Here is a 24,776-nt window from a genome sequence, read left to right as displayed (position 1 = left end):
AATGAATATAAAGGTGCATCGTTATGTTGTTTGGAACAGTTTTTACAGAATGTCTTGAAGATCAGAATCTTTCCGCAATGAAAATAACAGGAATTAGTGCCGATTCTCGACAAGTTTTGCCAGGCTATGTTTTTGTCGCTGTTCAAGGAAAAAAAAGTGATGGAAGACACTATATAAATGATGCGATAAAGCGTGGCGCACGAGCAATCGTTACAGATTGTCATGCTGTTCTTGAGGATTTATCTGTTCCCATTTTACGTGTTTCTAATGTTCGTCATAGTTTAGCGTTGGCAGCTGCACGTTTTTACGGTTCTCAGCCTGAAACGGTCGTTGCTGTAACTGGTACAAGTGGTAAAACATCTGTTGTCTCTTTTCTTCGGCAAATTTGGACTCATGTTGGATTTTGTGCTGCGAGTATAGGAACAGTTGGTGTTGTTTCTCCTAAACGGAATGTTTATGGTTCTCTCACAACACCTGATCCGGTCGTTTTGCAACGGTTACTTTCTGAAATTTCTCATGAAGGTGTGACTCATGCAGCTCTTGAAGCTTCTTCGCATGGGCTTGATCAAAGACGTCTTGATGGAGTCCGTTTAACGGCTGGTGCCTTTACCAATTTAGGGCGAGATCACATGGACTATCACCGGTGTGTGGAGGATTATTTGCGGGCTAAAATGAGGTTGTTTGATACACTTTTGCCTGAATCTGCTCCTGCTTTGATTTTTGCTGATGATGTCTATTCACAAAAGGTTATTGATGTTGTTACACAAGCGCGCCGCCGTGTCTTGACAATTGGTCGTAAGGGGCAATTTATCACGATTAATCGTGTTGAACATCAACGCTTAAAACAGTGTATTGAGTGTCGTGTGGAAAACAATATCTATACATTTGATTTGCCTTTAGCTGGAGATTTTCAGGTAGCCAATGCGCTGATGGCAGCGGGGTTAGCAATTGCAACGGGTGCTTCACCTCGTAAGGTTTTTTCTGCCCTTGAAACTTTGCAGGGGGCACCTGGGCGGTTAGAGTTTGTGGGAAAGACAGAAAATAATGCGCCTGTTTATATTGATTATGCCCATAAACCAGAAGCTTTGGAGCAGGTTTTGCTTTCTGTTCGTCCTTTTACGCAAGGGCGTTTGGTTGTTGTTTTTGGTTGTGGAGGAGATCGTGATCAAGGAAAAAGACCTTTGATGGGCAAAATTGCAGCGGATAAAGCGGATATTGTTATTGTAACGGATGATAATCCTCGCACAGAAATGCCAGAAAAAATACGCAAGGATATTTTACAGGCTGTGCCAACAGCAATAGAGATAGCAGATCGCGGTGAGGCTATTTCTTATGCGGTGGAACTTTTGAAAGCTGGTGATACACTCATCATTGCTGGGAAAGGTCATGAGGATGGCCAAATTATAGGGCAGACAACTTATCCTTTTTCAGATCGTCTGAAAGCGATAGAAGCTCTAGAGGACCGAAAGAGATGACAGCTTTATGGGATAAGCAAGAACTTGTTGCTGCTGTTAAGGGTGTTGTAATGGGAAGTCTGCCAGAAACTTTTTCTGGGGTTTCCATTGATAGTCGTACTCTTGCGGAAGGTGATGTTTTTTTCTGCATTAAGGGGAATCATCTTGATGGTCATGATTTTGCTGCGCAAGCTTATGCACGAGGTGCAGGCGTTCTTATCGTTGCGGAACACCGTTTGAGAGATATGGAAAAGATAGCTGCTCCACTCATCGTTGTTCCTGATGTTTTGCAAGCTTTAGAAAAACTTGCACAAGCAGCACGCAAACGTTCAAGAGCTAAGATTATCGCGGTAACAGGATCAGTGGGAAAAACAACGACAAAAGAAGCTTTGAAACAAGCACTTGCAACGGCTGGGAATGTTCATGCGAATCTCGCTTCTTTAAACAATTGTTGGGGGGTTCCACTCACTTTAGCGCGGATGCCTATGGAGAGTGATTATGGTATTTTTGAAATTGGCATGAATCATAAAGATGAAATTCGCCCTCTGGTCAAACTGGTTTGTCCGCATATTGCTCTCATTACACATATTTGTGCAGGACATATGGGTTTTTTCAAAGATCTTGAAGAAATAGCAGAGGCAAAAGCTGAAATTTTTGAAGGATTGGATGAGGAAGGCATTGCCATTTTAAATGCGGATAGTGATTTTTTTTCTTATCTCGTTCAAAAAGCAAAGAAATGCGGTGTAAAAAAGATCTTAAGCTTTGGTGAGACTAAAGATGCTGATTATCAAGCGCATGATATACGTCTTCTAACCGATAGTTCTTCTATGATTGTGCGTATGAGGGGGCAGGATAGGGAGGTCCAAATTGGTGCTCCTGGGCGCCATATTGTGCAAAATAGTTTAGGGATTATTGCTGCTTGTGATGCTATGGGGGTTGAGTTAGAGCCTGTTTTTCTTTCTTTTCGCCATTTTTCTTCTCAAAAGGGGCGAGGTGTTCGTTATCGACTGTCTTTATCAAATGGGGGTGAATTTTATCTCATTGATGAAAGCTATAATGCAAATCCTGCTTCTATGCGTGCTGCACTTGAGCTTCTTGCTACAGGACCTGTAGGGAAAGGGGGGCGGCGAATTGCTATTTTAGGGGATATGCTAGAGTTAGGGGAGTATAGTGAAAAGCTTCATCGTGATTTAATAAAACCAATACGTCTTTCTGGTGCTAATCCGGTTTTTCTATTTGGTGAGGCGATGAAATCTTTAGTCAGTGATTTGTCTGCTGGTGTTAAGGTTCATTATGCTGAAAATATTGAGAAAATTTTATCGCTTCTTTTAGCAGAAATTTCTTCTGGGGATCTGCTTATGGTTAAATCATCCAATAGCCTTTGTTCATCAAATATTGTGACTGCATTGCTTGATCGCTATAAAGCGGTTTCTTCATAGTTTTAAGAGGTTTTTTTATTCCATGATGCTATTTTTTTCTTCGTTTAGTGATTGGCTTCCAGGTGTGAATGTATTTCGTTATATTACTTTTCGCACGATAGCGGCTATGCTTACTTCGGGGCTTATCGTCTTTTTGTTTGGACCTAGCATCATTGCTTCTCTTAAATTGCGGCAGGGTAAGGGGCAACCGATTCGTGCTGATGGTCCTCAAACACATTTTAAAAAGGCTGGAACACCTACAATGGGTGGATTGATGATTTTAACCGGCATTGTGGTATCGGCATTTTTATGGGGTAATTTATCGAATATTTACTTTTGGGTATCGCTATTGGTTATGCTTTCTTTTGGGGGAATTGGATTTTATGACGATTATCTTAAGGTCACAAAACAAACAGACAAAGGATTTTCTGGGAAAGCACGGTTAAGCTTGGAGTTTTGTGTTGCGGCCATTGCGGCTTTTGCCATTCTGCAAATTGGCTCATCTGGATTAGCTTTGCCTTTTTTAAAAGATTATCTTATCAATTTGGGCTGGTTTTTTATTCCTTTTTCTGCTTTTGTCATTGTTGCGACGGGTAATGCGGTTAATTTGACGGATGGACTTGATGGGCTTGCTATCGTTCCTGTGATGGTTGCAGCCTTATCTTTTGCTCTGATCGCTTATCTTTCTGGTAATATGAATTTTGCTGATTATCTCCAAATCCATTATGTATCGGGAACAGGTGAACTGGCTGTTTTATTGGGAGCTGTTGTTGGGGCTGGGCTTGGCTTTTTGTGGTTTAATGCACCACCAGCTGCTATTTTTATGGGAGATACTGGTTCGTTGGCTCTTGGAGGACTCTTGGGGACTGTTGCGGTCGCTACGAAGCACGAAATTGTTTTGGCTCTTATTGGTGGGCTTTTTGTTGTGGAAGCTTTTTCGGTCGTTATTCAGGTTGGTTATTTCAAATTAACAAGAAAACGCGTGTTTCTTATGGCACCGATACATCATCATTTTGAGAAAAAAGGCTGGACTGAAAGCCAAGTGGTGATACGCTTTTGGATTATTTCAATTGTTCTTGCTCTTATTGGTCTTTCAACACTTAAATTACGGTGAGATTTTGATTTCTGTTGCGTGTTATAAAGGTCAAAAAGTTGCTCTGTTTGGATTAGGGACGTCGGGATTGGCGGCGGCACAAGCATTGATCAGTGGCGGTGCGGAAGTGGTGGCGTGGGATGATAATCCTATGAGTGTGCAAGCAGCTTTTCGGCAAAATATTCCAACAAGAGACCTTCACGATGAGGACTGGTCAGAATTTGTTGCATTGATTGTAGCTCCTGGAGTTTCTTTAAATTATCCTCAACCCCATTGGGTTGTTGAAAAAGCACGAAAAAAAAATATAGAAATTATCGGTGATATTGAGTTGTTTGTTCGTGCGCGCCATCATTTTTTACAGCATTATGGTTTGTGTGACCAAGATGTTCCTTTCATTGCAATTACGGGGACGAATGGGAAGTCAACCACAACATCTTTACTTGCGCATTTGTTGGAAAAAATGGGCTATGATGTGCAGATGGGGGGAAATATCGGAAAGGCAATATTAACCCTTAAGCCCTTTGTTAAAAAACGTATCTATGTGATTGAATGTTCATCGTTTCAAATTGATCTTACTCCCTCTCTTCAGCCGACCATTGGACTTTTATTAAATCTCACACCTGATCATATTGATCGACATGGAAGTTTTGCTTGTTATGTGCAAACCAAAAGGCAGCTGGTTGCTCAGGCTTCTCAGGCTTTTATTTCAGTTGATGATGCAGCTTGTCGGGTTTTATATCAACAGTTACTTGATGAGGGGAAGCAAATTGAGGCAATTTCCAAAGATCATTCTGTTGAAAATGGTTTTTATGCAGAGGAAACGAAACTCTTTTCTGTTCGTCAAGGACAGCGCCATATGCTTGCAGATCTCGCGTCTATGGATGCTTTGCGCGGAAGTCATAATGCGCAAAACGCTCTTATGGCACTGGCAACGTTGCAGGCTTTAAAAATAACCGATCCCTTTATGAACAAGCATTTAGCAAGTTATAAAGGGTTGGATCATCGTATGCAGCAAGTGCGTAAAATGGGGGCAGTTTTGTTTATCAATGACAGCAAGGCGACTAATGCAGATGCAACAGCTCCTGCACTTTCCACCTTTAATGATATTTTTTGGATTGTTGGGGGACAGGCAAAAAAGGGAGGAATTGAGTCTCTTAGAGAATTTTTTCCTAAAATTCGTAAAGCCTATTTGATTGGGAGCGCGGCGGAAGAATTTGCTCGCACTATTGGATCTGCTTTTCCCTTTTCTATGAGCTTAACTTTGAAAAATGCGGTGTGTGAAGCAGCTGTTGACGCAATAGGTTGTAAGGCAAAAGAGGTGACGGTTCTTTTGTCACCTGCTTGTGCAAGTTATGACCAATTTAAAAATTATGAAGAACGGGGCGAAGCATTTGTCTCTTTTGTGATGCAGTTACAATAAAAAGCATCAGTTATAAAAAAATATTTTTGCGTTAAGACTCCAGAATCTTTTTTTATGTAATTTAGTTTTTAAAGTGTTTGTTAAACAGGCGGGGGAACCATATCACTTTGAAACAATTTATAAAACGGATAAGGCAGATATCATGGTTACGCGCGCAGATAGAGATCCAATTGCTAATTGGTGGTGGACGATTGATCGCTCTATCTTTGCAGCTTGTTTAATTTTAATGGGGATCGGCATTATGCTGTCTTTTGCTGCCAGCCCCACGATTGCAAAAAAAATCGGAATTGCTGATAGTTTTTATTTTGTTCGGTGGCATATCATTTTCAGCATTTTAGCATTTTTTACGATGGTGACCATTTCTTTTTTTTCAATTCCTAATATTCGTCGTTTATGTGCTCTTTTGCTTATTGTAACGCTTGCTCTTATGGTTGCAACCTTATTTTGGGGTCCAGAATTAAAGGGAGCACGGCGATGGATTGTGCTCTTTGGTTTTTCTGTACAGGCTTCAGAGTTTATGAAGCCAGCTTTTGTGGTTATGTCCGCTTGGCTTTTTTCCGAACAGATACAGCGGAGGGGAATGCTGGGATACACGTTAGCGATTGTACTTTATGCCATTTGTTGTGTGCTTCTGGTTTTGCAGCCTGATATTGGACAAACACTTTTAATAAGTGCAACATGGGGGGGGCTGTTTTTTATTGCTGGTGTGCCTCTTACTATTATTTTTCTCTTTCTTATTTTAGGCGCTGTAGGAATTGTTTTAGCTTATCTTTTTCTGCATCATGTGCGTGAGCGTATCAATGGGTTTTTGACAGGTGAAGGAGATACCTTTCAAGTGGATGTAGGACGTGAGGCTATTTTGAATGGTGGTTGGTTTGGGCAAGGTCCTGGGGAGGGAACAGTAAAACGTATCATTCCTGATAGCCATACAGATTTTGTATTTTCCGTTGCTGCTGAAGAATATGGTATTATTCTTTGTTTATTCATTATGATGCTGTTTGGTTTTATCGTTATGCGTTCATTGTATATCGCCATGAATACACGTGATTCCTTTATACGTCTTGGTATTACTGGCATAGCAATGATGATTGGCTTTCAATCCGCTATTAATATGGCCGTTAATCTTCATTTAATTCCTCCCAAAGGCATGACATTGCCTTTTATTTCTTATGGTGGTTCATCGATGGTAGCGATTGCCTTTTCAATGGGCATGTTACTTAGTTTAACACGTCGTTGGCCAGAAGCGCGTCTTTCAGCTTTTTCTTCCTCTTCTGTCTTGGATACTCCTTATGAATGATAAAAAAGTTATTGTTTTGGTGGCTGGTGGTACAGGTGGACATCTTTTTCCTGCTGAAGCCCTTTCTGTTGAATTAAGGAAGCGTGGATATGATGTTCATTTAATAACAGATGAAAGAGCACGACCTTTTGTTCGGGGCTTTGATGAAGAGCATATTCATATCGTTTCATCGGCAACATTTACACGACGCCATCCTTTTGCTCTGATAAAGACGTTTTGGTCTTTGCTAAGGGGTATGGGGCAATCGTTGGCGTTGTTTTATAAATTACGTCCTGTTCTTGTTGGAGGATTTGGGGGTTATCCGAGCTTTCCTCCTCTTTTTATTGCTGCTTTAACGAGGCGTGTGACATTTATTCATGAACAAAATGCTGTTATGGGGCGTGCCAATCGGATGTTGGCAATTTTTGTGCGTGCAATCGCTGGTGGTTTGTTGTCGCCAAAAGGCGCTTATGCTCATAAAATACTTTTGACGGGGAATCCTGTCCGTGAGGCTGTGTTGAAGGCGGCCAAAATTCCTTATCATTCTTCAGAGGGGGAAAAGCCATTTAATTTTTTGATTTTTGGTGGTAGTCAAGGGGCTTCTGCTTTTTCACATATTGTTCCAGAAGCCATTGCTTTACTCGATGATAAAAACCGTAAACGTTTGCGAATTGTACAGCAAGTTCGGGGTGACGCTGGAGGATTGATCAAAATCTATCATGATATGGGTGTACAAGCAGAGGTTGCTCCTTTCTTTGATGATATGGCTGAACGTATGGCACATGCTCATTTTATTTTGTCGCGCGCTGGGGCTTCGTCCGTTTGTGAGATAGCGGTGATTGGTAGACCTGCTCTGCTTGTTCCCTATCCCCATGCTTTAGATCATGATCAGGCTGCCAATGCAGCTTTGCTTGCTCGTGTGGGGGGAGCGCAAATTATATCAGAAAAAGATTTAAATGCACAAAAGCTTTCTTCTCTTTTAATGCACGCTTGTTGTGCGCCCCATTTATTAGAAAAACAAGCGCTTGCTGCAAAAAAAGTTGGGCAACCCCATGCAACCCGTTGCCTTGCTGATATGGCTGAATCCTTAATTGCAGGGCGATTGTTGTCAGATATAAAAGAGGAGCTTTTTAATGAAAATGCCACTTGATATAGGCGTTATCCATTTTATCGGAATCGGGGGAATCGGTATGAGTGGAATTGCGGAGGTTTTTTATAATCTTGGCTATAAAGTTCAAGGGTCAGATCAAGTTGAAAGTGCAAATGTTGAACGTTTGCGGAAAAAAGGAATTAACGTTCATATAGGTCATTGTGCTGAAAACTTAGGGAATGCAGAGGTTGTCGTTTTTTCTACTGCCGTTAAAAAAACAAATCCTGAGTATATTGCAGCAAAGGAAAGACATTTGCCGCTTGTCAGACGTGCAGAAATGCTGGCGGAGCTCATGCGATTTCGGCGTGCAATTGCGGTGGGTGGTACACATGGTAAAACAACAACCACATCAATGGTCGCAGCCCTTCTTGATGCTGGTCATTTTGATCCAGTGGTGATTAATGGCGGTATTATTAATGCTTATGGGACGAATTCTCGTACAGGAGATGGCGATTGGATGATTGTTGAAGCTGATGAAAGTGATGGTACATTTTTAAAGCTGCCTGCTGATATTGCTGTTGTTACCAATATTGACGCTGAGCATTTGGATCATTATGGAAATTTTGATGCTGTGCGTGAGGCTTTTCGGCAATTTGTAGAAAATGTTCCCTTTTATGGTTTTGCTGTTTTGTGCGTTGATCATCCAGAGGTTCAGTCTTTGGCGAGCCGTATTGATGATCGTTGGGTGATCACTTATGGTGCAAATCCACAAGCGGATGTTCGTTTTCTTAATCTTTCGATGGATGGTCAAAAAACATATTTTGATGTTCTTGTTCGCTCACGCAAAACAGGAAGAAAGATTGAGTTGAAAAATTTGCTTTTGCCCATGGCAGGGCAGCATAATGTTGCCAATGCAACGGCGGCGATTGCTATTGCGCATGAACTTGGCATTTCAAATGAAGCTATAAAAAGAGGCTTAGCAGAATTTGGCGGAGTAAAACGGCGTTTTACGCGAACAGGAAGTTGGCGTGGCATTGAAATATTTGATGATTATGGACATCATCCTGTCGAAATAAAAGCTGTTTTGCGTGCAGCCCGTGAGAGTGCAAAAGGGCGTGTTATTGCGATTGCACAACCCCATCGGTATTCACGATTGTATCATTTATTTGATGATTTTGCTACTTGTTTTAATGATGCCGATACAGTGTTGATTACGCCCGTTTATGCGGCTGGTGAAGAGCCTATTGTAGGGTTTGGTTCTCAAGAATTGGTAGAGCATATTAAAATGGCGGGTCATCGTGATGTGCGCTTGATACATGGTTTGGAAGATGTTGTGTCTCTTATCTCAAAATTTGCTCAGGCAGAGGATTATGTTGTTTTTCTTGGTGCTGGCAATATCACACAATGGGCTTGTGCGTTGCCTCATCAGTTAGCGGTATTGGATGGTCATGATAAATTTTCAGCACATTGATGGTGAGGCGCTATTGGCGCAATTGCAACCATTGTTGGGTGGTGTGAGAGGAAAACTTACACCTAATGTTGAGATGCGTAAGGTAACGTGGTTTCGCACGGGCGGATTGGCAGAGCTTTTTTATCAGCCTGTTGATGAAGAAGATTTGGCGCTCTTTCTTCAAAATTTGCCTGAATTTGTTCCTGTCACAATTGTCGGTATCGGTTCTAATCTTCTGGTGCGTGATGGGGGGGTTCCTGGTGTTGTAATTCGTCTTTCGCCAAAAAGTTTTGGGCAAGTGAAGCAGGTTTCTCCAAAAGGCTTTTTAGTTGGTGCTGGTGCGGCGGACAAACATTTAGCTGCTGCCGCTTTAGAAGCTGAGATTGCAGGTTTTCATTTTTATCATGGCATTCCTGGAGGTCTTGGAGGAGCTCTCAAAATGAACGCGGGTGCAAATGGTGTTGAAACCGCAGCACGTGTTGTTGAGGTTTATGCGTTGGATCGTAAAGGGCAACGTCATATCTTGAGTGTGAAAGATATGCATTATTCCTATCGCCAGTGTGATATTCCTGAAGGTTTTATTTTTACTGCTGCTTTATTGGAAGGGGAGCCTGGTAATAAAGATAATATTCGTGCTGCTATGGATGAAGTTGCCCTCCATAGGGAAACAGTGCAACCTATTCGTGAAAAGACCGGTGGATCAACTTTTAGAAACCCTGAGAATGGATCTGCTTGGCGCGTGATTGATGAAGCAGGGTGTCGTGGTTTACGGATTGGTGGCGCTCAAATGAGTGAAATGCACTGTAATTTTATGATTAATACAGGGCAAGCAACAGGATATGATCTTGAAGCATTGGGAGAAACAGTGCGTGCGCGTGTTTTTGCAAATTCAGCCCACCTTTTACAATGGGAAATAGAGCGTATTGGTCAATTTGAACGTGGTCGAAGTGTTTCTCCTTTTGATCCATTTCATTGATTTATTGTTCACTAAAAAGTGAAAATAAAAAATTGAGTCATTTCAAAGAGATAATAAAAAATTTCTATTAAGAATCAATAAATTAACAAAGAATCTCTTGCATCAGGCTTTTGAGTCTGATTCATTATGAAAAATGCTAGGTTATTGATTCGCAAGAATAAACTTTGTTTTTTTCTGTATGTGGTGCTGATGTGTTCTATATAGACTACATATAGTATGCAAAAGAGGGTGATTTATTATGAAAGATAAACATATAGCTGTGTTAATGGGAGGTTTTTCTTCTGAACGGTCTGTAAGTTTATCTTCAGGGGCGGCTTGTGCTGATGTTTTAGAGGCGCAGGGGTATCGCGTGAGTCGCGTAGATGTTGACACTCATATTGCTTCTGTTCTTGAACAGTTGCAGCCCGATATTGCCTTTAATGCATTGCATGGTCCATTTGGTGAAGATGGACGGATTCAGGGGATTCTTGAATATTTAAAAATTCCTTATACCCATTCTGGCGTGATGGCATCTGCTTTGGCAATGGATAAGGGACGTGCAAAAATTATCGTTGCAAGTGTTGGTGTTTGTGTTGCGCCTTCTCGTATCATGAGCCGCTTTGCTATTGGGCAAGCACATCCTATGGAGCCGCCTTATGTGATTAAACCTGTGTGTGAAGGATCAAGTTTTGGTGTTGTCGTTGTACAGGGAAATGAATCTGCGCCGCCGCATAATATTGGGGGAGCTGAGTGGGGGTATGCCGATGAAGTGATGATTGAAAAATATATTCCTGGTCGTGAGTTGACTTGTGCTGTTTTGGGGAATGAAGTGCTGGATGTGTGTGAAATTCTTCCCGATAAACACTTTCCATTCTACGATTATGACTCAAAATATAAAACGGGTGGTTCTCTTCATATTTGTCCTGCACAACTTTCACTAAATATTTACCAAAGTGTGCAAAGAATGTCTTTAGCAGCCCATCAGGCGATAGGGTGTCGAGGTGTTAGCCGTTCTGATTTTCGTTTTGATGAAAAAACAGGAGAATTGGTTTGGCTTGAAATTAATACGCAACCCGGTATGACACCAACATCTCTTCTGCCTGATATTGCAAAAGTGAGCGGTCGTACTTATGGCGATATTGTTCAATGGATAGTGGAGGACGCATCATGTATGCGTTGAGTATTAATAAAACGAATATTCCGATGGAGGTGCTTTCAGTGCCGGCTTTGCCACGTCTTTATCGTCGTTTTCTTCGGTTTATGTTTGAGTTTGTTTTTGTCAATATTCATATTCCACGCCATTTTGGTTCTTTTGCTGTTGTATGGTTGTTCTTTGTTACGGCTTTTTATGGATTTTCATCCAGTGGTCAGATGGAAGTGATCGTAAAAACAATAATATCGGATATTGGTTTTGTGGTCGTGGATGTCGATATAAGTGGTAATAAACGCTTGGCAAAGCAAGATATTTTGAAAATTTTAGAACTTGATGTTGCTCCCTCTATATTCACTTTTGATGTTGAAAGAGCACGTGCCCTTTTGGAAAAACAGCCTTGGATTCAATCAGCTAATGTTCAGAAGATTTATCCTAATAGAATGCGCGTTTCCATCGTGGAACGTGAACCTTATGCTATTTGGCAACATGAGGGCATGGTCGATATTGTTGATAATACAGGTCGTGTCATTGTACCTTTTAAAGGGAAAATTGTTCGGAATTTGCCGCTTGTGGTTGGGCAGGGTGCACAAAATGCTGCTAAAGTGTTTATTCAAGCGCTGTCAGTTTATCCGGAAATATATAATCGTGTTCGTGCTTTCGTGCGGGTAGGTGATCGGCGTTGGGATCTTGTTTTGGATAACGGAGTGCGCGTTATGTTGCCTGAAAGTGGTGCACTTGAAAGGCTTTCCTCTCTTGTTTTGTCCGGTACAATGCAAGATCTTTTATCTCGCGATATTCTCAGTGTTGATTTACGTCTTGCTGATCGAATTACTGTTTCTTTATCAGATGAAACGTTGGAGCGTTATCATGCTACTGTAGCAGAAGAAGAACGTATCTTAAAAGCGCGAAAGGCAGGAAGCCTATGATGCTGCTTAGATCACATCATTTGAGGGGACGTAAAACACGTTTTTTAACGGTTCTTGATGTCGGTTCAAGTAAGATTGTTTGTCTTATTGCTTGTTTGCGTCCTTTGAAGCATGCGCACTATTTACATGGTCGTACACATTCTATGGAAATTCTAGGTTTTGGAGTGCAGCGTTCACGCGGTATTAAATCTGGTGTTGTGATGGATATGTTTGCAGCAGAGCAATCAATACGCTTGGCTGTTGATGCGGCAGAAAAAATGGCTGGTTTGGTGGTGGATTCAGTCATTGTGAATTTTTCCTCAAGTCGATTACAAAGTGCTTTGATTAATGGAATGGTCCATTTGAATGGTCGTGAAGTCACCAAGCGTGATATGCGTATGGCCTTTTCAGATGTTTCGCGTAAAGCTTTTGATGCTGAACGTCATGTTATGCATTCAGTTCCAGTTTCTTATGTATTGGATGGAGACAAAGGAATTTCTGATCCTATTGGCATGGCAGGGGAAACATTTGGTGTCGATGTGCATGTGGTAACAGCGGAAACGGCATCTTTGCGTAATTTAGAAACTTGTATTAATCGTGCACATTTGAGTGTTGAAGCAATGGTTGCTACTCCCTTTGCAAGTGGTCTTGCTGTCTTGATGAATGATGAGGCGCATTTAGGGGCTGCATGTATTGATTTTGGTGGTGGAACAACAACATTTTCAGTGTTTTTTGAGGGAAAATTTATTCATGCGGATGCTCTTGCTGTTGGGGGGCATCATGTCACTCTTGATGTTGCGCGCGGATTTTCTATGTCTTTAACAGAGGCGGAACGTTTAAAAGTTGTTTATGGTTCAGCACTTTTAACAAGTGCTGATGAGCGGCAAATGATTAATGTAGCAGAAATTGGGAGTGAACAGCGTGAAACTCAATATCCGCGCGCGGTTCTTGGGCGTATCATTCGTGCGCGTGTTGAAGAAATTTTAGAGATGGTTCGTGATTGTTTAAATCGTTCTGGTTTTGGTCACATCATTGGTAAACGTGTTATTTTGACGGGGGGAGCAAGCCAGTTAACAGGATTGCCAGAAATGGCACGTACTATATTAGGAAGAAATGTTCGTATCGGGCGGCCTTTAGGTATTTCGAGGCTTCCTTCTCTTGCAAAAGGGGCGGCGTTTACATCTGCTGTTGGATTGTTAATTTATCCGCAATTGGTGGGTTTTGAAGAAAAAACAATGCAGGCGGCAGGAAATCATTTATCGATGGGCACGCGTGGGTATTTTCAGCGTGTTGGTCAGTGGTTGCGTGAGAGTTTTTAGTTAAGTCTAGTTGGATAAATTTCATCGCTTTGGCTTGCGGTGTCTTATGAGAAGGAAAAGAAAATGACGATTAATCTGCATCGGCCAGATATCGCGGAATTGAAGCCACGCATTACCGTTTTTGGTGTTGGAGGTGGTGGCGGGAATGCCGTGAATAATATGATAAATGCTGGTCTTCAGGGAGTTGACTTTGTTGTTGCAAATACGGATGCACAGGCTTTGGCTATGTCAAAGGCTGAACGTGTTATCCAACTTGGGGCAGCAGTGACAGAAGGTTTGGGTGCTGGTGCTTTACCGGAAGTTGGACAAGCGGCGGCGGAGGAATGTATTGATGAAATTATTGATCATCTTGCAGACTCTCATATGGTTTTCATTACTGCTGGTATGGGAGGGGGAACTGGAACAGGGGCTGCTCCCGTTGTTGCTCGCGCGGCGCGTGAAAAAGGTATTTTGACTGTTGGTGTTGTGACAAAGCCGTTTCAGTTTGAAGGCGCACGTCGCATGAAAACGGCAGAGGCTGGTATTGAAGAATTACAAAAGTCTGTCGATACATTGATTGTTATTCCCAATCAAAATCTTTTCCGTATTGCAAATGATAAGACAACATTTGCTGATGCTTTTGCTATGGCTGACCAAGTGCTTTATTCTGGTGTTGCTTCCATTACGGATTTGATGATCAAAGAGGGTTTGATTAACCTTGATTTTGCTGATGTTCGTTCTGTTATGCACGAAATGGGGCGAGCCATGATGGGAACGGGTGAGGCATCTGGTGAAGGGCGTGCTTTGGCTGCTGCTGAAGCTGCTATCGCAAACCCATTGCTGGATGATACCTCTATGCGTGGGGCACGTGGTTTACTGATTTCTATTACAGGTGGTCGTGATATGACTCTCTTTGAGGTTGATGAAGCTGCTAATCGTATTCGTGAAGAAGTGGACGCTGATGCGAATGTGATTTTTGGCGCTATTGATGACGAGTCATTGGAAGGTGTTATTCGTGTTTCTGTGGTTGCGACCGGTATTGATCGTGAAGTTAGTGATGTGGTTCAGTCCTCTCATCCTCAGATTCAAAGGCCTGCTTCTTCAATACGCAAGAGCGATCCTGGAACGTCACACAGTTCTTTTCATGTTCAGTCATCGCCTCTGCGTTCTGAGTCAATGGTAGAAGTGATCGAATCACTTGAAATAGAAAAGGGTAAAACAACCGGAGAACAGTTCCGTCCCAAAAGTCAAATTTTTGCACATCCTGTAGAAGCAATGACGACACGAAATGCGACGAATGCTGTTGCGTATGGTTCAAATGCTGTTCAGGAACAGAAATTAAATGTGCCTCGTATGCAAGTAAGCCGCGGTTCTCAACAGGCGATGACGGCTCCCGTGAGTATGGAGGCAACAGCGCATGTTCTTGATGAGATGACAGGGGTTGTGAAGCAAACAGAAAAGCCAGTGCAACCAAAACAAATGCAACAGATGCAAGCGCGCGCTCCAATGCGTATGCCTGAGTTAAAGGATTTTCCTCCTGTTGCTCATGGACAAAGTCAAAGAACATTTGTGACTGATCAAGGTCCTCGTAATCTTTGGCAGCGTTTGAAACAGAGTTTGACACATCGTGAAGAAGCTGAGCCAGAAGCGAGGTTGGAGCCTGCTGTTAGATCGTCTCAGCAGAAAGAGTCTCATGTTTACAATAAAAATTCTCAGGCGCTTTCTCAAGATGCTTCTGTATATGTTCCACGTCGTTCTGGTGAGCTGCACCCGCAGGTACCACAAGATCAGCGTACTTTTATAAGTGAAGAAGATCAGTTGGAGATACCAGCATTTTTACGTCGTCAAGCAAATTAATTGATGAAAAATGAGGTAAAGTAAGAAATTTTATTGTTTCTTTAATGATCAGTCAAAAATTATACAGTAAATATATTGCTGTTTTTTGGATAAAATACTTTGTTTTTAAAAAAACCGCTTATTATAAGCGGTTTTTTTTATTATTTACTATGAATATTTTTTATAATTTTATAAATTTTGTTAAAAGATGTACAAGCAATTTAATAAAATGATATGATGAATTTGGTACCAAAATATCAGTCTACTCTTAAAAAAGCAGTAACATTTAAGGGGATTGGCGTTCACAGTGGCTGTTTGTCAGTGGTAAAGGTTTATCCAGCGGATGTTGGATGTGGTATTGTTTTTAAGCGTTGTGGATTAAACGGAACCGAGAAAATATTTCAAGCCCATGCATCGCAAACAGGAAAAACTGAATTATCAACAGTCCTTGGAGATGGAGATGTAAGGGTTGAAACAATTGAACATTTGATGGCAGCAATTGCTGCTTATAATTTGGATAATCTTATTATTGAAGTGTCACATAATGAGATTCCTATTTTGGATGGTTCAGCGTGGCTATATTGCCAAGCTTTTGAAGATGTTGGTATTGTACAGCAAAATGCGTTGCGTTCTTATTTCATTATAAAAAAGCCGGTGCGGGTTGAAGGAGCTCATGGTGTTGCAGAGCTTTTGCCATTCGATGGACGTCGTTTTGATATAACGATCTCTTTTCCTTCTTTTGCTATTGGTAAGCAACATTTTAGTTTTGATCTTACCACACAAGGGTTTCGAGATGAATTGTCACGGGCACGCACTTTTGGTTTTATCAAAGACGTGGAAAAATTAAGGCTTTCTGGAAAGGCGAGAGGTGCTTCTTTGGAAAATTCTCTTGTTATCGACCTTAATGATAAAATTTTAAATCCCGATGGTCCTTATTGGGAGAATGAATGTGTTCGGCACAAGATGCTTGATGCGATTGGTGATACTGCTTTGCTTGGGGCACCTTTTATTGGATTATTTCGTTCTTATTGTAGTGGACATAGAATTAATGCGCAATTGGTGAAGGCTGTTTTGGCAAACGAATCATATTATGAAAAAGCTTTTTAGAGAAAGAATAAAAGGAAATTGACAAGATTTTTTTATCGTTTATTTGATTTTTAAGGGGATGATTGACCTAAACTGCTAAATTGGTTATGTGGATTTTAAAGTGATATGCTATAAAAACTTTAATAAATTGTTTTTGCTACAAGGTGATATTCTCTGGAGGCCGGAAAATTATGGAAAAATTTCATGTGTGCATTGGAAATATGACATATAGAAAATCTAACATTGTACGCAAGATATTGGGGGTGGTACTTTTAGGAAGCACCTGTATGTTAGCGGGATGTCTCTTTAAAGAGAAAAATACTCTTGATCCATCTGCTTATGTTTTGAAAATAGATCCACCAGATGTTCTCTATAATCAGGCGCTTGCTAGCCTTGAAAGTGGGCGGCTTGGGGATGCATCGAAGAAGTTTTTGAAAATTGAAAAACAGTACGCTTATACAGACTGGGGGCGTAAGTCTCTTGTGATGGGTGCTTTTACTAATTATCGACTCGGAAAGTATGATGATTCAATTAGTATGGCTCAACGCTATATTACGCTTTATCCAGGGTCAACTGACTCGGCTTATGCGTACTATATTATTGGTCTTTCTTCTTTCCGTCGGATTCCCGATGTTACGCGTGATCAACGTGATACGAAACGCGCTATTGCTGCTATGCAGCTTCTTATAGAGCGCTATCCAAATTCTGAATATGTCAAGGATGCTAAGGATAAAATCCGTTTTGGGCGCGAACAGCTGGCTGGTAAAGAAATGCAGATCGGCCGTTATTATGAAGAGGGACGGCGCTATCTTGCGGCAAGTAGACGGTTTCGTACCGTGGTTGAAGAGTATTCCGATACAAATCAAATTGAAGAAGCTCTTTTCCGCTTAACGGAAGTTAATCTTGCTCTCGGCTTAACGGCGGAAGCGCAAACAGCAGCAGCTATTTTAGGACGTAATTATCCCAAAAGTGAGTGGTATAAATTTTCTTATAATCTCTTGCAGAAGAATAAAATATCACCACGTGAGCATAAATCTTCTTGGATCTCAAATGCTTTAGGTGGTGACAAGAAGAGGGTACGTTGATTCTCTATGTTGGTACAGCTTTCGATTCATAATATTGTTTTGATCGAAACGCTCGATATTCATTTTACAGCGGGGTTGACGGTTTTAACTGGAGAAACGGGTGCGGGGAAGTCTATTCTCCTTGATGCTTTATCACTTGCTCTAGGGGGGCGGGGTGATGCTTCGCTTGTGCGTCATGGGGCTGACCGCGGGCAGGTCACAGCTGTTTTTGATGTGTCTGTTTCACATCCTGCACGTCAACTTATTCGTGAGAATGGTCTTGATGACGAGGGTGATATTATTTTACGACGTGTGCAATCAAGTGATGGACGTAGCCGTGTTTTTATCAATGATCAGGTGTCTAGTGTTGCATTGATGCGGAGTGTTGGCCGTTTGCTGGTTGAAATCCATGGACAACATGATGATCGTGCGCTTGTTGATGTTGCTACACATCGCCAATTATTAGATGCCTTTGGTGGTCTTGAAGATGAAGTGGAAAATTTGCGTCAGTGTTATCACACATGGCGTGAATTTGAGGAGCGTTTGCAACGGCAGCGTCTTAAAGTAGAGAGTGCTGTACGGGAGGTTGATTATCTTCGTGCGTGTGTAGAAGAGCTTGAAAAGCTTGATTTTAAAGTTGGTGAAGAGGAAGCTCTTTCTCTTCGTCGTGCTGATATGCTTAAATTAGAAAAAATAGCGACAGATATTAAAGAAGCGGATGATCTTTTAACGGGTCAAAAATCACCAATCCCAGTGCTTTCTAATTTGGTGAGGCGTTTGGAGCGGAAAATTCCTGAGGCGCAAGAACTTATTGCACCAGTGGTGAAATCTATTGATGAGGCATTGCATGCACTTGCAACAGCACAAGAAGGTATTGAGACGGCAATACGAGCATTGGACTTTGAACCTGATGAATTGGAACGGATAGAAGAGCGTCTTTTTGCTCTTCGGGGTTTTGCTCGTAAATATCAAGTTTCTGCGGATGAATTGGTTCAGTTGCGTGATAAAATGGATGTTGAACTGGCTGATTTTGAAGAGGCTCAGACCATATTGACACGTTTTGAAGATGAGGCAAGACAAGCACAAAAAAACTATGATATGTTAGCACAAGCGTTGTCAATAAAACGTCAAGAGGTTGCAAAGCACTTGTCTGAAAGTGTGATGGCTGAGTTGCCTGCATTGAAATTAGAGAGGGCCGAGTTTATTGTTGAAATGCAAAGTGATGCTGAAAGGCGGAGTGCAGAGGGGTGTGATCGTATTGAATATTGGGTTCGAACAAATCCTGGAACACGAGCTGGACCGATGCTTAGTGTGGCTTCTGGCGGTGAATTGTCTCGTTTTTTGTTGGCATTAAAAGTTGTTTTGTCTGATCGAGGATCAGCACCGACGCTGATCTTTGATGAAATTGATACAGGTGTTGGGGGGGCTGTTGCAGCGGCTATTGGACAACGGTTGCAACGCTTATCAGAACGTGTTCAGGTTTTTGCTATTACGCATGCTCCACAGGTTGCATCGAAAGCGCATGGTCATTTTCTTATTTCAAAAATTGAGAGTCATGATAAAGGACGCTTTGTTACTGCGATTCATAAAATGGAAGAGCATGAACGTGCAGAAGAAATTGCTCGTATGTTGGCAGGAGAACAGATTACTGAAGAAGCACGTGCAGCGGCTCAAAAGCTTCTCGCATAAAGGTAATTAGCCAGCGATAAAAATACTGGAAAGCTTGTGTTTATTGAGATTCATTTGATGAGGATGCGTGTGGAAGTCCTTATGGCAGTAACTCGTAATTTGGAATAGATTTTATGAACAAAGATGCAGTTAAAAATCTCACAGCTGTTGAAGCAGAAAGTGAATTAGAGTGGTTGGCAAAAGAAATTGCACGTCATGATGTACTTTATAATCGTGATGATCAGCCTGAAATTTCTGATGCAGAATATGATGCGTTGCGCCGCCGTAATGCAGAAATTGAAGCTCTTTTTCCAGAGCTTATACGTATTGATTCTCCTTCACATAAAATTGGGGCACCAATTTCTGAAAAGTTTGAAAAATCTGTTCATGCACAGCCTATGCTTTCACTTGATAATGCGTTTAGCTCTGAAGATGTTAGTGAATTTATTGAGCGTATTCGTCGTTTTTTACGATTTCCAGAAACACAAATGTTGGAAATAACAGCGGAGCCCAAAATTGATGGTTTATCTTTGTCTTTGCGCTACGAAAAGGGGCGGCTTGTGCGTGCGGCAACGCGTGGGGATGGAACTGTCGGTGAAAATGTGACGGCAAATGCCCGAACAATTGCTGATATTCCACAAGTTTTGCAAGGTGATTTTCCTGATATCATTGAGGTTCGCGGTGAGGTTTATATGGGGCGGGAAGATTTCCAAGCTCTTAATATAAGCCAACAAGAGAAGGGAAAGTTAACCTTCGCCAACCCTCGAAATGCGGCGGCTGGTTCTCTCCGTCAGCTTGATTCACGGATAACCGCTAGCAGAAAGCTTCAATTTTTTGCTTATGCTTGTGGTGAGGTGAGTGAAATATTGGCAGAAAGTCAAATGGAGATGATGAAAAAGCTAAAAGAGTATGGCTTTGTTATCAATCCATTAACAAAAGTCTTTAAGACTGTAGAAGACATTATTTGCTATTATCACGATATCGAAGAATGCCGTCATTCTTTAAGCTATGATATTGATGGTATTGTTTATAAGGTTAATGATTTGATGCTCCAAAAGCGTTTGGGGTTTGTTGCTCGTTCGCCGCGTTGGGCAATAGCGCATAAATTTCCAGCAGAAAAAGCAATGGCGCTTTTGGAAGATATTGACATTCAGGTCGGTCGTACGGGAGCTTTGACGCCTGTTGCACGCCTTACACCTGTTACTGTTGGTGGGGTGGTGGTGACCAATGCCAGTTTGCATAATGAGGATTATATTAAGGGAATTGGTCATAAAGGAGAGCCCATTCGTGAAGGGCGTGATATCCGTGTAGGCGATACCGTGATTGTACAACGCGCTGGTGATGTGATTCCTCAAATTGTTGATATTGTTGCTGCAAAGCGTCCAAAAAATGCTTCTACTTTTGTGTTTCCTCATCTGTGTCCCGTGTGTGGGAGTCATGCTGTTCGCGAAGAAGGAGAAGCCGTGCGTCGATGCACCGGTGGGCTTATTTGTCCTGCACAAGCGATTGAACGTATTCGTCATTTTGTTTCACGCAATGCCTTTGATATTGAAGGACTTGGGAAAAAACAAGTGGAATTCTTTTTCCATGTTCAAGATGAGGCGTTTTGTATTCATACACCAGCCGATATTTTTACGTTACAACGGCGCCAAGAAAGGTCTTTGATACGTTTAGAAAATATGGAAGGTTTTGGTATTGTTTCAGTTCGGAAACTGTATGATGCCATTAATGCGCGCCGAGAAATTCCTTTAAGCCGTTTTTTGTTTGCATTAGGAATTCGCCATGTGGGAGAGGTCAATGCACGTCGTCTTGCCCGTGCTTATCAAAATTATACAGCTTTTGAAACTGCGGCTATGGAAGCACTTATGCCGTGTGAGCAGGAAAATAAAGAAGGAAATGAGGCTTGGATGGAGCTTACCAATATTGAAGGAATTGGACCACAGGTAGGGAGTGCAATTGTTGATTTTTATCAAGAAGCACATAACCGCGAGGTTTTGTCTGTTTTGCTTGAAGAAGTAACACCTCTTGATGAGGCAACTATCATGACAGATTCTTCACCAATAGCGGAGAAGATCATTGTTTTTACAGGAACTTTGGCGCATATGTCACGCGATGAAGCAAAAGCATTGGCAGAGCGATTAGGGGCTAAAACATCTGGTTCACTTTCTAAAAAAACAGATCTTCTTGTTGCAGGACTTGGAGCGGGCTCAAAATTAGCTAAAGCTGAAGAATTAGGTGTTGAGGTTATCGATGAAGAGGCTTGGCTACAGCTGATTGAGGGGCATAATGTTTAGAGGATGTTTTCTAGAAGATGCATATGCTGTTTGTGTGGTTATCTTTCTTACATTTGGGGGAGATGGAATCAAAAAGGAGATAAAGGGGCTATTTTTTGCAAACATAGAACGCCATATACTTTGATATTTATTACGTTATTTAAAATAATTAACGTTGAACTTAAATATTAAACTTAAACTATTATGATGAAGAATATACAAGGTTATTATTAGTAAAATTTATAAATTATCATTGTGAAGCAAGGTAAAAATTGTAAATAAATATGCAGAATTTTTGAATCCAAACAGCGTAATAAGCTGGTTATAATAGGTGTTTTAGAAATACGATGCGAAGGATTACAAAATATAACGAGAGTTTCCATATAAAGAAACTAGGGATATGGTAATGTCTAGATGGTAATACCCAAAATAAGCATTACCACGTGCAGGCGTATCTCACTTTGCTTCACCTAGGTCAGTGTTTGCCATATCAGAAAAAACGTGAAGTATCTTGTAGAAATATTTTTTGTATTTCCTGACGCAAGTACATATTTTTCTCTAAAAAAAGACGGTGCTGTTTTTGTAGAAAGGGTAAAAGTTATAGGTTGCTTGATTTAAAGGGGCATTGTTGCCTCTTTTGCCCATTTTTTATCTTCTTCGTTCAAGTAAGGTGCATTAACCTGATAAACATGTGCATGGTAATCATTAAGCCATTGTCGTTCTTCTTGTGTCAAAAGCTCTGGAAGGATTAACCGTCGATCAATGGGGCAATGTGTGAGTGTTTCGAACGAGAGCATTTCTATATCTCCACCATCAATTTTTTGTGCTGCCTGCACAATCATCAAATTTTCAAGACGGATACCAAAAGCGCCTTCGCGGTAATAGCCTGGTTCGTTTGAAAGAATCATACCGGGGATGAGTTCTTGGCACCCTTTGCGGGAAATATTTTGCGGTCCTTCATGGACAGAAAGATAAGATCCAACACCATGACCCGTGCCATGGGCATAATCAAAACCAGCTTTCCATAATGCAATGCGTGCAAGAGCATCAATGTCTTGTCCACGTGTGCCTTTTGGAAATCTGATAGTTGAAAGCGCAATCATGCCTTTGAGGACAAGCGTAAAACAGCGTTTTTCTTCTTCTCCAATATTGCCGATTGCTACGGTGCGTGTGACATCAGTCGTGCCATCACGATATTGTCCACCTGAATCAACAAGATAAAGTTCACCGGCTTTGAGTTGTTTATTTGTTTGCGTTGTTACACGATAATGAATAATGGCACCATTTGCTCCTGTTGCTGAGATTGTATCAAAAGAAAGATCTTCAAGTTTTTCTCCCATTTCTTTTGCTGTATTTATGCGAAATTCTTCTAATTTTTGAGCAGCAGAAATTTCATTTATTGACCCTGGTATTTGTTTATCTAACCAAGAAAAAAAACGGGTTAGGGCAACACCATCGCGTAGATGCGCTTTGCGTGCGCCATTGAGTTCTGTGTCATTTTTAATGGCACGTGGTAGAGCAGCAGGGTCGGTAAGCGTGATGAAAGAGCTGTTTTCTTCTTTAATGATAGTGCGTAATTTTTCGCATGTTAGTTGTGGATCTAAGGCAAACACTGTCCCTTTTTGAATATACTCTTTGATCTTGGGAACAAGCTGTTCTGGTTCATATAATTTTGCATAACGTTCCAGATATTGTTTCTGTTCTACACCAAGTTTTTTGCTGTTAATGAATAAGGCTGGTGTTTCATTAAGTGGAATGAGAGCAAAACAAAGGGAAAAAGGTGTATTGGAAACATCATTGCCCCGTATATTAAATGTCCATGCAATGGAAGAGGGGTCTGTAAAAATAAAGGCATCTGCATTGGCTTTTTGTATATATCTGCAAATCAATGCCAACTTTTCATCTGAACTGCATCCTGCATATTTGAGAGGATGAACTGATAGGGCAGATTGCGGTAATTTTGGTTGATCATGCCAGAGCAAATCAATGGGATTATGTTGAACTTCTACAAGTGTCCCGCCGGCTTTATTTTCTAATGCGTTTTTCAATATATCGATAGCAGTAATGGTGTGAAGCCATGGGTCAAAGCCAATAGAAAGTTTTTTTCCATTTGTTTCAAGCCATTGTGAAGGAGGGAAGATTATTAGATCTTCATAATCAAAAATATGAGGATCAGTTTGTTGGCGGACTTGAAGTTTATAGCGTCCATCTGTGAATATAATGGCTTTGTTTTTTAAAATGAGGGCAATCCCAGCTGAACCAGTAAAGCCGGTTAGCCAGCTAAGACGTTGAGCATGAGGGGGGACATATTCTCCTTGATGTTCATCGCACCGTGGAACAAGAAAACCATCGAGCCCAAGGCGATCAAGTTCTTTACGAAGGGAGGCAATGCGTTTTGCAGCATGCGTGGGATTTGTTGTCGCCTCAAAAGATTGATACATAACAACGTCCTTTTCATTTATTTTAGATGTATCGTTACCCATCCTTGCCGGTGGTATGTTTCGATATGCTTCAGTCCTTGTTTTATATAAATATCTAAAACATGGGCGTGTTGCTCTTCAAGAATTCCAGAGAGTATAAGTGATCCTCCTTTTTTAAGGGCTTTTACCATTTCTTGCGCAAGTTCAATGAGAGGATTGGCAAGAATATTGGCAACAATGAGATCAAAAGGGGCTCGTGTTGCAATGTGTTCATGCATAAAACCTGTTGCAGTAACCGCTGTAATATACTCTTTTACGCCATTAAGCTCGATATTATGTTGTGCAACTTGAATAGCAATAGGATCAATATCGGAGGCGAGAATAGTAATGGGCTTGAGCATTGCTATGCCAATGGCTAAGACTCCACTGCCAGTTCCAAGATCAAGGGCATTTTGTGGATTTTCGTGTTTCATTACTTTGGCAATCATTTCCAAACAACCGGCTGTTGTTCCATGATGCCCAGTTCCAAAGGCTTGATTCGCTTCAATTTCAATAGGGAGAACATTTGCTGGAATGGTGTTTCGGTGGTGACTTCCATGAAGGAAAAAAGGACCTGCATGTATAGGTTTTAGTCCCTCTAGGCTTTTTTGTACCCAATCAATATTGGGTAAAACTTCTATATTAATTTTATCAAAATCTATAGAGAGAACGCTTGCAAAACGTTTCAATGCGTGCTCCTGATTGTCTTGATCAACATATAGAGAAAGTTCATATATAGCATTTTTTTCGTCTATCTCTACAAGAGCAAGAGGATATCCTTCTTCGTCAAAAGCTGTTTCTATGAGGGTATAAAATTGTTCTGCTTCATTTTTAGAAGCAGTACAATAGAGGCGAATTTGTTGCGACATGCTGTTCTT

General features: G+C 41.2%; 18 protein-coding genes. 16 read left to right on the top strand and 2 right to left on the bottom strand.

What is annotated here, in order from left to right; all coding sequences use genetic code 11:
* Positions 1 to 23: 23 nt before the first annotated feature.
* The 16 genes from ACFILW_RS04105 (at position 24) to ligA (ending at position 21,460) form a co-directional block, all read left to right on the top strand.
* Positions 24 to 1,475, top strand: a complete 1,452-nt coding sequence (locus ACFILW_RS04105) for a UDP-N-acetylmuramoyl-L-alanyl-D-glutamate--2,6-diaminopimelate ligase (protein ID WP_375685219.1) — start codon at positions 24 to 26, stop codon at positions 1,473 to 1,475.
* The gene (gene murF, locus ACFILW_RS04100; protein ID WP_375685218.1) at positions 1,472 to 2,893 is read left to right on the top strand and encodes a UDP-N-acetylmuramoyl-tripeptide--D-alanyl-D-alanine ligase; all 1,422 of its coding nucleotides are present in this window, start codon (positions 1,472 to 1,474) and stop codon (positions 2,891 to 2,893) included. The genes ACFILW_RS04105 and murF overlap by 4 nt, the downstream gene beginning before the upstream one ends.
* Positions 2,894 to 2,915: 22 nt before the next feature.
* On the top strand, positions 2,916 to 3,986 hold the full coding sequence (mraY, locus tag ACFILW_RS04095) for a phospho-N-acetylmuramoyl-pentapeptide-transferase (RefSeq protein ID WP_375623385.1): 1,071 nt from the start codon (positions 2,916 to 2,918) through the stop codon (positions 3,984 to 3,986).
* Positions 3,987 to 3,990: 4 nt separating this feature from the next.
* Positions 3,991 to 5,385 carry a UDP-N-acetylmuramoyl-L-alanine--D-glutamate ligase gene (gene murD / locus ACFILW_RS04090; protein WP_375623383.1) on the top strand — a complete coding sequence of 465 codons (1,395 nt, stop codon included), beginning with the start codon at positions 3,991 to 3,993 and terminating at the stop codon, positions 5,383 to 5,385.
* 142 nt (positions 5,386 to 5,527) lie between these two features.
* On the top strand, positions 5,528 to 6,682 hold the full coding sequence (locus ACFILW_RS04085) for an FtsW/RodA/SpoVE family cell cycle protein (RefSeq protein WP_375623381.1): 1,155 nt from the start codon (positions 5,528 to 5,530) through the stop codon (positions 6,680 to 6,682).
* A complete protein-coding gene (gene murG / locus ACFILW_RS04080; protein ID WP_375685217.1) occupies positions 6,675 to 7,811 on the top strand; it encodes an undecaprenyldiphospho-muramoylpentapeptide beta-N-acetylglucosaminyltransferase in 1,137 nt (378 codons plus the stop codon). The genes ACFILW_RS04085 and murG overlap by 8 nt, the downstream gene beginning before the upstream one ends.
* On the top strand, positions 7,795 to 9,222 hold the full coding sequence (gene murC, locus ACFILW_RS04075) for a UDP-N-acetylmuramate--L-alanine ligase (protein WP_375646169.1): 1,428 nt from the start codon (positions 7,795 to 7,797) through the stop codon (positions 9,220 to 9,222). The genes murG and murC overlap by 17 nt, the downstream gene beginning before the upstream one ends.
* Positions 9,200 to 10,177 (top strand): UDP-N-acetylmuramate dehydrogenase, encoded by a 978-nt coding sequence (murB, locus tag ACFILW_RS04070; protein ID WP_375623375.1) that lies wholly within the window; start codon positions 9,200 to 9,202, stop codon positions 10,175 to 10,177. The genes murC and murB overlap by 23 nt, the downstream gene beginning before the upstream one ends.
* Positions 10,178 to 10,415: 238 nt before the next feature.
* Complete coding sequence (locus ACFILW_RS04065; RefSeq protein WP_375623373.1) at positions 10,416 to 11,336, top strand: D-alanine--D-alanine ligase; 921 nt, start codon at positions 10,416 to 10,418, stop codon at positions 11,334 to 11,336.
* Positions 11,324 to 12,235 (top strand): cell division protein FtsQ/DivIB, encoded by a 912-nt coding sequence (locus tag ACFILW_RS04060; RefSeq protein ID WP_375623458.1) that lies wholly within the window; start codon positions 11,324 to 11,326, stop codon positions 12,233 to 12,235. Before ACFILW_RS04065 ends, ACFILW_RS04060 begins: the two co-directional genes overlap by 13 nt.
* Positions 12,232 to 13,533 carry a cell division protein FtsA gene (gene ftsA, locus ACFILW_RS04055; protein ID WP_375646171.1) on the top strand — a complete coding sequence of 434 codons (1,302 nt, stop codon included), beginning with the start codon at positions 12,232 to 12,234 and terminating at the stop codon, positions 13,531 to 13,533. Before ACFILW_RS04060 ends, ftsA begins: the two co-directional genes overlap by 4 nt.
* Positions 13,534 to 13,596: 63 nt before the next feature.
* Positions 13,597 to 15,369 carry a cell division protein FtsZ gene (gene ftsZ / locus ACFILW_RS04050; protein ID WP_375623369.1) on the top strand — a complete coding sequence of 591 codons (1,773 nt, stop codon included), beginning with the start codon at positions 13,597 to 13,599 and terminating at the stop codon, positions 15,367 to 15,369.
* 213 nt (positions 15,370 to 15,582) lie between these two features.
* Complete coding sequence (gene lpxC, locus ACFILW_RS04045) at positions 15,583 to 16,455, top strand: UDP-3-O-acyl-N-acetylglucosamine deacetylase (RefSeq protein WP_375623367.1); 873 nt, start codon at positions 15,583 to 15,585, stop codon at positions 16,453 to 16,455.
* A 170-nt stretch (positions 16,456 to 16,625) separates the two neighbouring features.
* Complete coding sequence (locus ACFILW_RS04040; RefSeq protein ID WP_375623365.1) at positions 16,626 to 17,519, top strand: outer membrane protein assembly factor BamD; 894 nt, start codon at positions 16,626 to 16,628, stop codon at positions 17,517 to 17,519.
* A 6-nt stretch (positions 17,520 to 17,525) separates the two neighbouring features.
* On the top strand, positions 17,526 to 19,187 hold the full coding sequence (gene recN, locus ACFILW_RS04035) for a DNA repair protein RecN (protein WP_375685216.1): 1,662 nt from the start codon (positions 17,526 to 17,528) through the stop codon (positions 19,185 to 19,187).
* A 113-nt stretch (positions 19,188 to 19,300) separates the two neighbouring features.
* Positions 19,301 to 21,460, top strand: a complete 2,160-nt coding sequence (ligA, locus tag ACFILW_RS04030; protein ID WP_375685215.1) for an NAD-dependent DNA ligase LigA — start codon at positions 19,301 to 19,303, stop codon at positions 21,458 to 21,460.
* A 593-nt stretch (positions 21,461 to 22,053) separates the two neighbouring features.
* Here ligA and ACFILW_RS04025 read toward each other — a convergent pair.
* A complete protein-coding gene (locus tag ACFILW_RS04025) occupies positions 22,054 to 23,880 on the bottom strand; it encodes an aminopeptidase P family protein (protein WP_375646177.1) in 1,827 nt (608 codons plus the stop codon).
* Positions 23,881 to 23,897: 17 nt separating this feature from the next.
* A complete protein-coding gene (locus tag ACFILW_RS04020; RefSeq protein WP_375623357.1) occupies positions 23,898 to 24,767 on the bottom strand; it encodes a 50S ribosomal protein L11 methyltransferase in 870 nt (289 codons plus the stop codon).
* Positions 24,768 to 24,776: the final 9 nt, after the last annotated feature.

The sequence above is a fragment of the Bartonella sp. TT110JLCBS genome, from assembly GCF_042193405.1.
Taxonomy (GTDB): domain Bacteria; phylum Pseudomonadota; class Alphaproteobacteria; order Rhizobiales; family Rhizobiaceae; genus Bartonella.
This window is presented reverse-complemented; position numbering and strand designations above follow the sequence as displayed.

Excerpts from the sequence above, each read along its gene's own strand:
- ACFILW_RS04105 (WP_375685219.1), top strand. The coding sequence starts at position 24 with ATGTTGTTTGGAACAGTTTTTACAGAATGTCTTGAAGATCAGAATCTT.
- murF (WP_375685218.1), top strand. The coding sequence starts at position 1,472 with ATGACAGCTTTATGGGATAAGCAAGAACTTGTTGCTGCTGTTAAGGGT.
- mraY (WP_375623385.1), top strand. The coding sequence starts at position 2,916 with ATGATGCTATTTTTTTCTTCGTTTAGTGATTGGCTTCCAGGTGTGAAT.
- ACFILW_RS04085 (WP_375623381.1), top strand. The coding sequence starts at position 5,528 with ATGGTTACGCGCGCAGATAGAGATCCAATTGCTAATTGGTGGTGGACG.
- murG (WP_375685217.1), top strand. The coding sequence starts at position 6,675 with ATGAATGATAAAAAAGTTATTGTTTTGGTGGCTGGTGGTACAGGTGGA.
- murC (WP_375646169.1), top strand. The coding sequence starts at position 7,795 with ATGAAAATGCCACTTGATATAGGCGTTATCCATTTTATCGGAATCGGG.
- murB (WP_375623375.1), top strand. The coding sequence starts at position 9,200 with ATGATAAATTTTCAGCACATTGATGGTGAGGCGCTATTGGCGCAATTG.
- ACFILW_RS04065 (WP_375623373.1), top strand. The coding sequence starts at position 10,416 with ATGAAAGATAAACATATAGCTGTGTTAATGGGAGGTTTTTCTTCTGAA.
- ACFILW_RS04060 (WP_375623458.1), top strand. The coding sequence starts at position 11,324 with ATGTATGCGTTGAGTATTAATAAAACGAATATTCCGATGGAGGTGCTT.
- ftsA (WP_375646171.1), top strand. The coding sequence starts at position 12,232 with ATGATGCTGCTTAGATCACATCATTTGAGGGGACGTAAAACACGTTTT.
- ftsZ (WP_375623369.1), top strand. The coding sequence starts at position 13,597 with ATGACGATTAATCTGCATCGGCCAGATATCGCGGAATTGAAGCCACGC.
- lpxC (WP_375623367.1), top strand. The coding sequence starts at position 15,583 with ATGATGAATTTGGTACCAAAATATCAGTCTACTCTTAAAAAAGCAGTA.
- ACFILW_RS04040 (WP_375623365.1), top strand. The coding sequence starts at position 16,626 with ATGGAAAAATTTCATGTGTGCATTGGAAATATGACATATAGAAAATCT.
- recN (WP_375685216.1), top strand. The coding sequence starts at position 17,526 with ATGTTGGTACAGCTTTCGATTCATAATATTGTTTTGATCGAAACGCTC.
- ligA (WP_375685215.1), top strand. The coding sequence starts at position 19,301 with ATGAACAAAGATGCAGTTAAAAATCTCACAGCTGTTGAAGCAGAAAGT.
- ACFILW_RS04025 (WP_375646177.1), bottom strand. The coding sequence starts at position 23,880 with ATGTATCAATCTTTTGAGGCGACAACAAATCCCACGCATGCTGCAAAA.
- ACFILW_RS04020 (WP_375623357.1), bottom strand. The coding sequence starts at position 24,767 with ATGTCGCAACAAATTCGCCTCTATTGTACTGCTTCTAAAAATGAAGCA.